Raw genomic sequence first — 12,806 nt, 5'->3', positions numbered from 1 at the left:
GGACCCGGCGACGGCGGCCGGGCAGTTAGGAAGTCCCCCGGGGGATCTGTGAAAATGGGGTAATGAGCCCGAAGTCCCCGATGTCCCCTTCCGGCCCGGCAGCAGCCGGGCACCATGCGGCGCATGACCACAGCACGCAGGGGCAAAGCCTGGAACAGGCCCTGCAGCGGGCCGGTTTCTACCCGGTGCTGGTGGCCGACGTCGTGGACGACGCCTTGGACGGCCGCGACTGCCTGGCCCACCTCGTCCACCTGGAGACCCACTTCGACCGGGCCGAGGTCCGCCGGCACATCACCGTGCTGGTCCTCACCGAGGACATGCTGGTCATCACCCACGTGGACGACCAGCAGCTCGACGACGCCGGTGAACAGATCGTCGCCCAGATCTCCACCGAGTCCGTCCCCGTGGCGCAGATCCGCTCGGTGGTGCTGAGCTACATGTACGCGCAGCCCCAGAACTACAAGCCCAGCGATCCCGTGCGCGAGCTCACCCTGTCCATCGCCTGGTCCGGCGGGCAGCGGCTCGACGTCGGCCCGGCCAGCTGCGGGGACCCGAACTGCGAAGCAGACCACGGCTACACCGGCACCATCAGCCAGGAGGACATCGTCCTGCGGATCAGCTCCGAAGCCGACGGCCCCCGCGCCGTGCATGACGCCAAGGTGTTCGCCCGGGCGTTGCGCGCCGTCAACACCGGAGCCCCCGCACCGATCGCCCACGCATCCATCCCGGCGCCCCGGACCCGGTCGGGCGTGTTCGGCAACCGCCTGAGCCGCGGACACCAGCGCTGAGCATGGAATTCGCAGAGCAGCCGGCAGGGTCCGGACATTCCGCGGTGCCCCTCGCTTCCATGGAGCAGACCCTTTCCCCGGACGACCTCCCGGCGGCGCCCCTGTACGGCAGGCAGTCCATCGCGGAGGTCTTCACCAGCGCCGCCGCGAGCCTGGGCCTGCCCGGCTTCGAGAACACCCTGCACCTGCCCCCGGCGCAGCGCGTCTGCGTGGTCCTCGCCGACGGACTGGGCCGCAACCTGCTGAAGAAGAAGGCCGCCCACACCCCGTTCCTGCGCTCCGCGGCCGCCGCGGGCCAGGGCCGCGTCCCGGTGTGGCTCGATGCCGCCTTCCCGTCCACCACGGCCTCCTCCCTGGCCAGCCTCGGCACCGGGCGCACCCCGGGCGAGCACGGCATGGTGGGCTACGACGTCCTGGACCCCGCGCAGGACAAGGTGGTGAACCTGCTGGGCAACTGGGACGCCAAGGTGGATCCGCTGCAATGGCAGCCGTTCCCGTCGGTGTTCGAACGGGCCGCCGAAGAGCTGGACGTGGTCACCGTCAGCCTTCCGCAGTTCGGGCAGTCGCCCATGACCCGTGCGGCCCTGCGGGGCAGCCGCTTCGTCGGCGGCACCTCGTTGCACGCCCGCACCGCGCTCGCGGCGGAGGCGATGGCCACAGGAACCCGTTCCCTGATGTACTTCTACGTCAACGAGCTCGACAAGGCCGGCCACCGCTACGGCTGCGCCTCCGAACGCTGGGAACACCAGCTCGAGGAACTCGACTCCACCGTCAAACGGCTGGCGGCCACCCTGCCTGCCGGAACCACCATCCTCCTCACCGGCGACCACGGCATGGTGGACGTGCCCGAATCCCAGCGCCTCGACTACTCGGCCGAACCCGCGCTGGTGGCCGGGGTGCGGCACACGGCCGGCGAGCCGCGCATGGTGCACCTCTACCTCGAACCCGACGCCGGCGAGGCAGCCCGGGACGCGCTCCTCGATGCCTGGCGCCGCCGCTTCGGCGAACGCATCTGGGCGTTCACGCGCGAGCAGGGACTCGCCGCCGGGCTGTTCGGCAGCCTCCGCCCCGAGGTAGCGCCGCGGATCGGCGATGTGATGATCGCCGCCCGCGACACCCTGGCCCTCTACGACACCCGCAGGGTCCGCCCGCAGGCCTTGGAAGTCGTGGGCCAGCACGGTTCCCTGACCAAACCCGAACGCGAAGTGCCGCTGCTCTGCTTCCAGGCAGCCGGATCGAAGCGCCGGCGTGGCTGAACTGGTCTTCTTTTCCGGGACCATGGACTGCGGCAAGTCCACCCTCGCCCTGCAGATGGACCACAACCACCGGGCCCGCGGCCGCGGCGGCATCCGCTTCAGCCGCAACGACCGCGCCGGGGAATCCGTTATCTCGAGCCGCCTCGGCCTGCGCAGCGACGCCGTCGAAGTCACCGACGGCACCGACTTCTGGGAAGAAACCGCACGACGCCGGACCGGCGGGCTGCGCGTCGACTACCTGATCTGCGACGAAGCGCAGTTCTACTCGCCCGGGCAGGTGGAGCAGCTGGCCCGCCTGGTGGACGAAATGGACGTGGACGTGTTCGCCTTCGGCATCACCACGGACTTCCGTGCGCGGCTGTTTCCCGGTTCGCAGCGCCTCGTGGAACTGGCGGACAGGATCGAGGTCCTGCAGGTCCAGGCACTGTGCTGGTGCGGCCGGCGGGCGACGCACAACGCCCGGACAGTGGACGGCATGATGGTGGTCACCGGCGAGCAGGTGGTGGTGGGCGACGTCGCCACCGACGGCGGCGGCCCGGATGGGGTCGGGGCCCCGGACGGAAGTGCCGGCCCGGCCGTGGGCTATGAAACCCTGTGCCGCCGCCATTACATGCGCCGGGTCACCGCGCACGCAGCGGACCTCATGGCCGGACGTGAGGAATCGTTGCCGTTCGAGCTGGACGCGTGCCTCTGGCAGGGCTCCAGCGGGCAGGGTCAGTAGGGGCGCAGGGACACCAGGGGCAGGGAGCCGGGACGCTAGTCGCCGCGGGTGCCGAAGACGATGTCATCCCAGCTCGGCACGCTCGAACGCTTCGGCCGGCTGTGCTGGCGCTCCGCGGGCTGGGAGTCTTTTTCCTCGTCCCGCACAGCCGGACCAGGGCTGTCAGGCTTGCTGCCGCCGGCGTCCGGGGAGGCCTGGCGGTTCCACGGGCTCAACGGCGTCCGGCGGCGCCGGGGTTCCTCGCTCTGCCGCCGGGAGGCGCCGCCCAGCAGTTCATCGAGTCCGGCGCGGTGCCTGCTTTCGCTCCGCTCCTCCTCAGCAAGCTCCTCGGCCGGCCCGGCGGACGCCCCGGCGACGCCGGGAGCACCGGCTGCATCGTCGTCGTCCTTGGCTCCGTTCGGCGTGTTCCCGAGCGCCCGCAACTGGGCCGGGACCACGGTGATCTCGCGGGTATCGGTGCTGACGCCGTCGTGCAGGTGGAGGGGACCGTGCGGGGGCATGGGGTCGCGCAGCTCGGCGTCCTGGGCTTCGTCGTCCTGGTCGTCCGTTGAGCGCTCCGGATGGGCCGGCTTCAGGGACGCCGGCCTCAGGGAGGCAAGGCTCAGCCGGGCCACGGGGCGGCCGGCGTCTTCCTCGCCGGATGACGCGTCCTCAGCATTGGCGGTGTCCTGTTCTTCGGCACGAGGGTGTGCGGCTGGGACGCCGCCGCTCAGCAGCAGCGCCAGGGCGTCGTCGCCGTCCTCGTCGATGCCCAGGCGCTGGCCGCGGCGCAGGCGCAGCATGTCCAGCAGTCCGTCGGCATCCGGGCCGGACGAGCCGGCGCCGTCGTCGGAGTCCGCCTCGAAGTCGAAGGGCCGGTCCGCGACGGCGGACAGCCGGCGGGCGGGAACGGGGCCGTCCAGCGGCTCAAGTTCGCTGAGCTGCTGCGCCCAGCGGTTGGCGTTCTGCAGGGTTTTGCGGCCCGGGGTGAAGGTCCACATCGCCGGGGGTTCCTCGCCGATGCTTGCGGGCGCGCCGGGGTTGGGCTCGAAACGGGCCACCACCGTCCAGGTCCCGTCGGTGCGGCGCCAGGAATCCCATTCAACAGTCGACGGGTCGATGCCGTGGGCGGAGAGGCGGTGCGACACCATGTCGTCCAGGCTCGCCGGGGCGTCGCCGAACGCGGCACGGTAGGGATCGTGGCCGGGGGAGGGGGAGGCGACTTCCACCTTGCGGGCCTGCTGGGCGATGTATTCGCGTTCGGCCAGCACCGGGCCCTCGTAGCGCTGGACGTTGGCGAGGGGAAGCCCGGAGAGTTCGGCGATCTCGGCGGCGCTCGCCCCGGAGCGGATGCGGGCCTGGATGTCGCGCGGAGACATGGCGACGGGGGCGATGGACGCGCGGGCGGCCACCTGGGCGGGGGTGCGGCTGGCGGCTGCGCGCAGGGCCTCGTCGATGGGCAGCCGGAACGTCTCGCCGCCGCTTCCGCTCAGCAGGAGATGTCCGCCGTCGTCGTGGACGCCAACAAGCCGTAGTTCCCGCATCAAATCCTCCACCATGGCCTTTTCCGACAGTCGAAACTCTGCCACCAGCACGGGGCAATTCCTACTAGGACAAAGGGCGTGCCGCGATTTTCCGAGAATTCCGGGCCCCGGCGGGAGAGCGGGCACAAAAGCACCCGCCGCTGCGTTACATATCTAGGCCAGGGGAGCAACCCCTGGCCGGATGCGCTAGGCAGCAAAGAAGGGACCATGGCAACGGACTACGATGCCCCTCGGAAGGTCGACGACGAAGCGGGCGAGGACTCCATCGAAGAGCTCAAGACCCGTCGGACGGAGAAATCATCGTCCGCGGCGGTCGACCTTGACGAAAGCGATCTGGCTGACGCTTTCGAACTACCCGGCGCCGATCTGTCGAACGAGGAACTGCAGGTCCAGGTCCTCCCCGCCCAGGCCGACGAGTTCACCTGCGCCAATTGTTTCCTCGTGAAGCACCGTTCCCAGATTGCCCGGGAAAGGGACGGAAAGCTGTACTGCATGGAGTGCGAAGGCTGACGGACGCCCGGATCAAGAAGCCCGGATCAGGCAGCCAGGGCCTTCAGCAGTTCTTCCGGGCGGCGGGTCGAGGTGAGCCAGTAGGGGGTGCGGTCCTGCGGGTCGGTGACGGGAATCCGCACCACCGGATCGATCCAGCCGCGGATGCACAGGAAGGCCAGGCCGTTGAGCCGGGTGCCGCGCTCAGCCGTGGCCTCGTCCTTGCGGAAAGCTTCTGCCTGGCCCAGCAGGCTGCGCGGGATGCTTGCCCGGCCCACCTGCAGGGTGTCCCTGCGGACCACGATGCTCGGTGTGGACAGCAGCAGCAGGACCACCATGATTGCGGCCAGCACAAGGGCCGCGATGATTCCCGCCAGGAAGCTGATCGGGGCGAAGACCAGGATGCCGGCACCGGACAGGCCAAGGACGATCAGCCAGATCCACACCGAGGGCCACAGCTTTTCCGTGAACAGGACGTCCGGTCCGTTCTGGGAGCGGCCGGGCACGGGGGAGGACGGAGTCGCTTCAGGCATGGCTCCAGCTTATCCTTCCGTCCACATACCGCCGGACGCGGGCGCGGCAGGCCTGCCGCGGACGCTAGAATGAGGCATTGTGAGCCAGGAGTCCGCAGTCATCAGCCCAGCAGAAGCCTCCGCCGAATACGGCGCCCCCACCCTCCGGGTCGAGCTGAAAATGCTCGACGCCGGATTGGAAGTACCGTCGTACGCCCACCCGGGCGACGCCGGGGCGGACCTGCGGGCCCGCGAAAACGTCACCCTGGCGCCCGGGGAACGGAAACTGGTGCCGACCGGCGTCTCCATCGGCCTGCCGAACGGCTATGTCGCCCTGATCCACCCGCGGTCCGGCCTCGCCACCAAGCACGGCCTCACCGTCGTCAACGCCCCCGGAACGGTCGACGCCGGATACCGCGGCGAAATCGCCGTGACCCTGCTGAACACGGACCTGGTGCACCCGATCGAACTCAAGCGCGGCGACAGGATCGCCCAGATGGTGATCCAGCGCGTCGAATACGCCGGCTTCGTCCAGGTGGACGAGCTTTCCGAAACCGTACGCGGCGAAGGCGGCTTCGGTTCCACCGGCGGCTTCTCGGCCGCCACAGCCTGAAAGCTCATGCCTGGCGCCATTCCGCCGCATCCGGCAAGCCCAGGGTGATCCGGATCAGGACATCCCGCGACCATCCGGGCGGTTTACCGGGGGATAGACCACAACTAAGGAGAGAACCCCATGTTTTTTGGGCGCGGTAAGAAGTCCAAAGCCGTCCAGCCGGAGGCTGAAGAGCAGGACACGGTGGACGCCCTGCCCGCCGACGGCGGCGCCGCGGAAGGGGCGAAGCCGAAGGGCGACTTCCGGGTGGCCAAGGGACCCTGGGACGTGTCCGAAATCGACAGCCAGGACGGCTACCTCGATCTGGGCGCCCTGCTGATCCAGCCCGTCGAAGGTCTCCAGCTTCGGCTCGAAGTCGAAGAGGCAAGCCAGCGGGTGGTCGCCGTGACCATGGACCTCGAAGGCTCCAGCCTGCAGCTGCAGGCTTTCGCCGCTCCGCGCTCCGAGGGCCTGTGGGACGAGATCCGTGAACAGATCGCCGAATCCGTCGCCAGCCAGGGCGGGGAGACCGAGGAAATTCCCGGAACCTTCGGCCCCGAGCTCGTCGCGAAGCTGCCCAGCGAAACCGCGCAGGGCCTGCAGGGCTTCCGCGCCGCACGCTTCATGGGCGTGGACGGTCCTCGGTGGTTCCTCCGCGGCGTCATCGGCGGTCCTGCCGCGCTCGAGCGCGACGCCGCTGCCGGGCTCGAAGAGCTCTTCCGGCGGGTCGTCGTCGTCCGCGGCGAGAACCCCATGCCGCCGCGCGAATTGCTGCAGCTCCGCCTGCCCAAGGATGCCGCCGTCGCCGGCCAGGACGGTGCTCCCGCTCCCGGGCTTGCCAGGCCCGAACGCGGCCCGGAGATCACCGAGATTGGTTGACGGACACGCCCGGGGCAGCCTCCCCGGCGAACCGCACGAGATCAGCGACCTTCCGAGCCGCGGGCGCGTCAGCTGCACCGGATTCATTGAATCGGTGACATATCCGCCCGCCAGCGAACAGGCCCAGTTCACGGCGATCGTGGTCGAAAACATCATCCACGGCGGTGTTGCCGCGTCGCCGGCCCGCCTGCGGGTGGTCTGGCTCGGCCGCCGCAAGGTGCCGGGGCTGGAACCGGGCGCCAAGCTCCACTTCGAAGGCATGGTCACGGAACGCGACGGACTGCCCACCATGTTCAACCCCCGCTACGAAATCCTCACCCGGCAGGAGCGCTGATGACCGCCGCCAACGGCACAGAACCGGACAAGAACGGTTCCCCCGAACCCGCAACGAGCCTGGAACCCGCAACCGGCCTGGAATCCGCCGGCCCGAACGCCGCGCCGAACGCCGAGCCGGGGAAGGACGCCGAGCCGGGAATCGCCGCACTGGCCGCAGGCTACGCGGAGAAAGCCGGACTGCAGCGAAACAAGCACGGCGACATCGACCTGCTCAAGTCGGCCGGCGGCATCCAGGGCATCGCCGAAAGCATCCTCCCCGGCCTGGTCTTCCTGGTCGCCTTCACCATCACCCGCGACCTCACGGTCTCGCTGGTCGCCGCCCTCGCGGCCGCCGCGCTCTTCACGGTGACCCGGCTGGTGCAGAAGCGTCCCCTGACGCAGGCACTGGCCGGAATCGCCGGCGTCGCGATTTCCGCCTGGCTGGCCAACACCACCGGCAAGGCAGAGGACTTCTACGTCCTGGGCTTCTACACCAACGCCGCCTACATCGCCGGCATGCTGCTCTCGATCGTGCTCAAATGGCCCATCGCCGGGCTGCTGTTCGGGCTGGTGCGGAGCGAAGGCCTGGAATGGCGCAAGGACCCCGAACGGCTGCGCGCCTACAACATCGCCACCTGGGTGGTGATCGGCGTGCTGGTGCTCCGGCTGGTGGTCCAGGTGCCGCTCTACCTGCAAGGCGAGCCTGGCCTGGCCGCCCTGGCCACGATGCGCCTGATCATGGGCGCGCCGCTGTACATCCTTGGCCTGTGGGTGGCCTGGCTGCTGAGCCGGCCCGCGGGTAGCCGGCCGGCCCGGTAGCCGATTCAGGCGGCAACCTAGCCGTCGAAGCCGTCGTCGTCTGCCTGCTCCGGAAGCTCCTCTTCGGCCGGCTCGCCGCCGGCCGCCGACGGCGACAGGAGCGACCGCAACCCGTCCTCCGCGGCGATGGTGGTGACGAAGAACAGCTCGTCGCCGCCGTCGATCACGTCATCCCGGCTCGGGGTGATGGGGGCGTGGTCGCGCAGGATCGCCACCAGCGTGGAATCATCCGGCCAGTCGATGCCGCCCACGGTGCTGCCGATGATGTGCGAATCGTGCGGCACCGTGAACTCGACCAGCGAGGACACCCCGGTCTGCAGGGTCAGCAGGCGCACCAGGTCGCCGATTTCCACTGCCTCTTCCACGAGCGCGGTCATGAGCTGCGGGGTGTTCACGGCAACGTCCACGCCCCATGAATCGTTGAACATCCAGTCGTTCTTGGGGTTGTTCACCCGGCCCACGGTGCGGCCGACGCCGAACTCGGTCTTTGCGAGCAGGGAGACCACTAGGTTGACCTTGTCGTCGCCGCTGGCGGAAACCACGACGTCGGCCTCCTCCAGTTTCGCTTCCTGCAGGGTGCTCAGTTCGCAGGCGTCGCCCACGAGCCAGCGCGCCCCGCGCAGGCCGCTGCGGCCGATAACCTCGGGCTTGAGGTCGATAAGCAGGATTTCGTGCTTGTGGGCCAGCAGTTCGCGGGCGATGGAGGACCCCACGCTGCCTGCACCGACAATGACGACTTTCACTCGGACTCCTTCGCGGGAACGCTGGCCAGGATGCGCTGCACTTCGCCGCTGCGCCCGATTTCGAGCATCGCGTGCACGGTGTCGCCCTCCTGGTACGAGGTGCCGGGGCCCGGCAGGATGCCTTCGCCGAAGCGGGTCAGGAAGGCCACACGGGTGCCGGAGGCGGCCTCGATGGCGCTGACCGGGTGCCCGATCCACTTTTCGTGCAGGTCGACTTCGGCCAGGACCAGGCGCCCCGAGGGCTCCCGGTAGTCCCCGGCGAGGTGCTGTTCGGGCAGGATGCGGCGCAGCACCTGGTCCGCGCTCCAGCGCACGGCAGCCACGGTGGGAATCCCGAGGCGCTGGTAGATCTCGGCCCGGCCGGGATCGTAGATACGGGCAACGACGTGGGCCACATGGAAGGTTTCGCGGGCCACGCGGGTGGCCAGGATGTTCGAGTTGTCACCGCTGGAGACGGCGGCGAAGGCGTAGGCCTCATCGCAGCCGGCCTGCTTCAGGGTGTCCCGGTCGAAGCCGACGCCGGTGACCTTCCGGCCGGTGAAACCGCTGCGGAGGCGGCGGAACGCCCGGTCGTCCTGGTCGATGATGGCCACAGAGTGGCCGGAGTCCTCAAGGGTGTGGGCCAAGGTGGCTCCGACCCTTCCGCAACCCATGATCACGAAGTGAGCCACGCTCTCTCCTTCAACTTGTGCCTGTCGCTGCGTAAGACTCTACCGGGGGCGATGTCGTGTGCCATGACATCGCCTGTGATTGCGAGTAACGTGGCCGGGTGCTGACTATTTTCAACGCGGTCAAACGGGTTCTGGTGGGGCGGCCCTTCCGGAACGACCGCTTGTCCCACACCCTGCTGCCGAAACGCATCGCGCTGCCGATCTTCGCCTCCGACGCGTTGTCCTCCGTGGCCTATGCACCGGACGAAATCCTCCTCACCCTGGCCCTGGCCGGCGTGAGCGCAGTGTCTTTCTCACCGCTCGTCGGCCTGGCCGTCATGGTGGTGTTGCTCACAGTCGTGGCGTCTTACCGGCAGAACGTGCACGCCTACCCGTCCGGCGGCGGCGACTACGAGATCGCCAACGTCAACCTCGGCAAATACGCCGGCCTGACCGTCGCCTCGGCGTTGCTGGTGGACTACGTCCTCACCGTGGCGGTGTCGATGTCCTCGGCCGCGACGTACCTGACGACGGCGGTTCCGTCCCTGCACGGCCAGCAGGCGCTGATCGCCACGGTCGGCGTCATCATACTGGCGCTGGTCAACCTGCGCGGCATCAAGGAAGCCGGCACGGTCTTCGCGGTCCCCACCTACATCTTCATGTTCTCCATCCTGGGCATGACCGCCGTCGGCATCTTCCAGGCCGTCACCGGCCAGCTGGGGCAGGCACCGTCCGCGGCGTTCACCATCGTTCCGGAGCACGGCTTCGATGAAGGCCTCGTGGGCCTGGCGGGCGCCTTCCTTCTGCTGCGCGCCTTCTCCTCGGGTGCTGCGGCCCTCACCGGTGTTGAGGCAATCAGCAACGGCGTGCCCAACTTCCGGAAGCCCAAGAGCAAGAATGCCGCCACCACCTTGCTGATGCTCGGCGTGATCGCCTCGGCCATGCTCGCCGGGATCATTTATCTGGCCAACGCCACCAAGGTGCACATCGTGCTGGATCCGGCCACGGAGTTCCTGCTGAACGGCCAGCCCCTCCCGGAGGACTACATCCAGAACCCGGCAATCAGCCAGATCGCCCTGACCATCTTCGGCCCGGGCTCCATTCCTTTCTATATTGTGGTGGCCGCCACCGGCATCATCCTCGTGTTCGCCTCCAACACGGCGTTCAACGGCTTCCCCGTGCTCGGCTCCATCCTTGCCCAGGACGGCTACCTGCCGCGCCAGCTCCGTACCAGGGGAGACCGCCTGGCGTACAGCAACGGCGTGCTCGCCCTGGCCGCCGGGGCGCTGGTGCTCATCCTGTCCTTCAATGCGGACGTCACGCGCCTGATCCAGCTCTACATCGTGGGCGTGTTCATCTCCTTCACGGCCAGCCAGCTGGGCATGATCCGGCACTGGGGCCGGGAACTGAAGCTGGCCCGCGACAAGGCCGTAAGGCTCCGGGTCCTCAAGTCGCGCACCATCAACATGGTGGGCTTCGGCATGACCGCGCTGGTCCTGACGATCGTGCTCATCACCAAGTTCGAGCAAGGCGCCTGGCTGGCCCTGCTGGCCATGTTCGTGCTGTTCCTGATCATGTGGAGCATCCGCGCCCACTACGACAACGTGGCCAAGGAACTGGCCGTGGACGAGGACTCCTCGCCGCGTGCACTGCCCACCCGGGTGCACGCGATCCTGCTGGTCTCGCACGTCCGCAAGCCGGTGCTGCGGGCGCTGGCCTACGCCCGGGCCTCCCGCCCGTCGCGGCTCGATGCCATCATCGTGGACATCGACTCGGAAGAGACCGCGCACACCGTGGCCGACTGGGACAAACTGGATATCCCGGTGCCGCTGACGGTGCTCGCGAGCCCGTACCGCGAAACCGTGACGCCCATCCTGTCCTATGTGAAGAACATGCGCCGGGATTCCCCGCGGGACCTGATCGTGGTCTACATTCCCGAATACGTGGTGGGTAAATGGTGGGAACAGTTGGTGCACAACCAGACGGCGCTGCGCATCAAGGCGCGGCTCCACTTTGAACCCGGCGTCATGGTGGCCAGCGTGCCGTGGCAGCTCAAATCCTCCGAAGAAGCAAAGGCACTGCAGGACACCCTATGACGCAACACCAGCTTTCCCGTCCCGGCCGCCCCAGCGACGCGGCCCCGCGCGAACTGGTGCTCGACGTCGGGCCCGTCGCCCATGGCGGGCATTTCGTCGCCCGCCACGAAGGCCGGGTGGTCTTCGTCCGGCACGGCATCCCGGGGGAGAAGGTCCGGGCGCGCCTCACCGACGCAGAGGACGGATCGCGCTTCTGGCGGGCCGACGTCGTCGAGGTACTGGAAGCCTCCGACGACCGGCGGCCGCACTTCTGGCAGCTTGCCGATTCCGCCGCCGCCTGGCGCAAGGGCGGCCCGCCGGTGGGCGGCGCCGAGTTCGGGCACATCAGCCTGGAACGCCAGCGGCAGCTGAAGTCCGAGGTCCTGGCCGAGCAGCTCAAGCGGCTCGCCGGCCTGGACCTGCAGGTCGAGGTGGAGGCGGCCGGTCCCGCTGAGCCACGTCCCGCGGCGGAGTCCGGGCGGCACGACGGCGGCGGGCTGGCCTGGCGCACCCGCGCCGGCTTTGCCGTGACCCCCGGGGGCCGGCTCGGCATGCACGCCCACCGCTCCGACGTCGTGGTGCCCGTCCGCGAGATGCCGCTCGCCGTCCAGGCGATCAACGAGCTCAAACTGTGGGAGCTTGACCTGCGCGGCGTCGCCCGCGTCGAGGTCGCCGCCCCCGCCAACGGCTCCCGGCCGCTGGTGCTGCTCGCGCCCGAGGACGACGCCGACCCCAAGCGGTTGGGCAGGATCCTCGCCCGGCTGCCGCAGGACGTTTCAGTGGCGCGTTTCGATCCTGCGAAGGGCGACGTGCTGCAGCTGCGCGGCCGCACCTGGGTCCAGGAAACCGCCGCCGGGCACGAGTACCGGGTCACCGGTGAAGGCTTCTGGCAGATCCACAAGGACGCCCCGGACACCCTGGTGGACGCCGTCCGCGGTTTCCTGCACGACGGCGGCTACCTCCTTCCCGGCTCGGCCGTCGCCGACCTCTACGCCGGGGCGGGGCTGTTCACCGCCCCGCTGGCGGACGCCGTCGGCATCACCGGATCGGTGCTGTCCGTGGAGGGTTCCCCGGGCACCAGCAGGGACGCCCGCAAGAACCTGCACGGCGAAGGCCACGTCGAGATCGTGCAGGGACGGGTGGAACGGGTGCTGCGCAGCCGCCCCCGCCGCTTCGACTCGCTCATCATCGACCCGCCGCGCGCCGGTGCCGGCAAGGCCGTAGTCCGGCAGCTCATGGATTCGGGGCCGCGGGCCATCGCGTACGTGTCCTGCGACCCGGCGTCGTTCGCCCGGGACCTGGGCTACTTCCACGCCGGCGGGTGGAAACTCGGGGGACTGCGGGCCTTCGACCTCTACCCGCACACCCACCACCTGGAAACGGTGGCATTGCTGGTGCCCGACGCATAGCCGACATTACGATGGGGCCATAGTCGTCCCATGTC

The 12,806-nt window shown here is 69.2% G+C and carries 14 protein-coding genes; 10 read left to right on the top strand and 4 right to left on the bottom strand.

Annotation, left to right across the window (positions count from 1 at the left end; all coding sequences use genetic code 11):
* The first annotated feature begins 62 nt into the window (after positions 1-62).
* Genes D3654_RS07520 through D3654_RS07510 form a run of 3 tightly spaced genes read left to right on the top strand, consistent with a single transcriptional unit; the run spans position 63 to position 2,765 of the window.
* Entirely contained in the window at positions 63-788 is a 726-nt protein-coding gene (locus D3654_RS07520) for a DUF5998 family protein (protein WP_120520879.1), read from the top strand.
* A 59-nt stretch (positions 789-847) separates the two neighbouring features.
* On the top strand, positions 848-2,044 hold the full coding sequence (locus tag D3654_RS07515) for an alkaline phosphatase family protein (RefSeq protein WP_120520918.1): 1,197 nt from the start codon (positions 848-850) through the stop codon (positions 2,042-2,044).
* Positions 2,037-2,765: a thymidine kinase gene (locus D3654_RS07510; protein WP_120520878.1), complete on the top strand. Its 729-nt coding sequence runs from the start codon at positions 2,037-2,039 to the stop codon at positions 2,763-2,765. Before D3654_RS07515 ends, D3654_RS07510 begins: the two co-directional genes overlap by 8 nt.
* 35 nt (positions 2,766-2,800) lie before the next feature.
* Here the strand turns inward: D3654_RS07510 and sepH are convergent, their stop codons facing one another.
* Complete coding sequence (sepH, locus tag D3654_RS07505) at positions 2,801-4,303, bottom strand: septation protein SepH (RefSeq protein WP_425359397.1); 1,503 nt, start codon at positions 4,301-4,303, stop codon at positions 2,801-2,803.
* A gap of 192 nt (positions 4,304-4,495) precedes the next feature.
* Here sepH and D3654_RS07500 point away from each other — a divergent pair, with 192 nt between their 5' ends.
* Positions 4,496-4,798, top strand: coding sequence for a DUF4193 domain-containing protein (locus D3654_RS07500; RefSeq protein ID WP_120520877.1), 303 nt, complete (start codon positions 4,496-4,498; stop codon positions 4,796-4,798).
* A 26-nt stretch (positions 4,799-4,824) separates the two neighbouring features.
* Here the strand turns inward: D3654_RS07500 and D3654_RS07495 are convergent, their stop codons facing one another.
* On the bottom strand, positions 4,825-5,310 hold the full coding sequence (locus D3654_RS07495) for a DUF3093 domain-containing protein (protein ID WP_120520876.1): 486 nt from the start codon (positions 5,308-5,310) through the stop codon (positions 4,825-4,827).
* Between the two features lie 79 nt (positions 5,311-5,389).
* Between D3654_RS07495 and dut the strand changes: the two genes are divergently transcribed.
* The 4 genes from dut to D3654_RS07475 all read left to right on the top strand — a co-directional run bounded on the left by dut (position 5,390) and on the right by D3654_RS07475 (position 7,894).
* A complete protein-coding gene (gene dut / locus D3654_RS07490) occupies positions 5,390-5,902 on the top strand; it encodes a dUTP diphosphatase (RefSeq protein WP_120520875.1) in 513 nt (170 codons plus the stop codon).
* A 120-nt stretch (positions 5,903-6,022) separates the two neighbouring features.
* Positions 6,023-6,760, top strand: coding sequence for a DUF3710 domain-containing protein (locus D3654_RS07485; RefSeq protein ID WP_120520874.1), 738 nt, complete (start codon positions 6,023-6,025; stop codon positions 6,758-6,760).
* Positions 6,753-7,094, top strand: coding sequence for a single stranded DNA-binding domain-containing protein (locus D3654_RS07480; protein ID WP_245413134.1), 342 nt, complete (start codon positions 6,753-6,755; stop codon positions 7,092-7,094). The genes D3654_RS07485 and D3654_RS07480 overlap by 8 nt, the downstream gene beginning before the upstream one ends.
* On the top strand, positions 7,094-7,894 hold the full coding sequence (locus D3654_RS07475) for a DUF3159 domain-containing protein (protein ID WP_120520873.1): 801 nt from the start codon (positions 7,094-7,096) through the stop codon (positions 7,892-7,894). The genes D3654_RS07480 and D3654_RS07475 overlap by 1 nt, the downstream gene beginning before the upstream one ends.
* 17 nt (positions 7,895-7,911) lie before the next feature.
* Here D3654_RS07475 and D3654_RS07470 read toward each other — a convergent pair whose 3' ends face one another.
* Both D3654_RS07470 and D3654_RS07465 read right to left on the bottom strand, forming a co-directional pair.
* The gene (locus D3654_RS07470; RefSeq protein ID WP_120520872.1) at positions 7,912-8,637 is read right to left on the bottom strand and encodes a potassium channel family protein; all 726 of its coding nucleotides are present in this window, start codon (positions 8,635-8,637) and stop codon (positions 7,912-7,914) included.
* Positions 8,634-9,308: a potassium channel family protein gene (locus D3654_RS07465; RefSeq protein ID WP_120520871.1), complete on the bottom strand. Its 675-nt coding sequence runs from the start codon at positions 9,306-9,308 to the stop codon at positions 8,634-8,636. The genes D3654_RS07470 and D3654_RS07465 overlap by 4 nt, the downstream gene beginning before the upstream one ends.
* 98 nt (positions 9,309-9,406) lie before the next feature.
* On the opposite strand from D3654_RS07465, the gene D3654_RS07460 reads away from it, so the two are divergent.
* Both D3654_RS07460 and D3654_RS07455 read left to right on the top strand, forming a co-directional pair.
* Positions 9,407-11,383 carry an APC family permease gene (locus D3654_RS07460; RefSeq protein ID WP_120520870.1) on the top strand — a complete coding sequence of 659 codons (1,977 nt, stop codon included), beginning with the start codon at positions 9,407-9,409 and terminating at the stop codon, positions 11,381-11,383.
* The gene (locus D3654_RS07455) at positions 11,380-12,771 is read left to right on the top strand and encodes a class I SAM-dependent RNA methyltransferase (RefSeq protein ID WP_120520869.1); all 1,392 of its coding nucleotides are present in this window, start codon (positions 11,380-11,382) and stop codon (positions 12,769-12,771) included. Before D3654_RS07460 ends, D3654_RS07455 begins: the two co-directional genes overlap by 4 nt.
* Positions 12,772-12,806: the final 35 nt, after the last annotated feature.

The organism is Arthrobacter celericrescens (assembly GCF_003614925.1).
GTDB lineage: Bacteria > Actinomycetota > Actinomycetes > Actinomycetales > Micrococcaceae > Arthrobacter > Arthrobacter celericrescens.
Note: the sequence above shows the minus strand (reverse complement) of the source record. Positions and strands in the feature narration are given on the sequence as shown.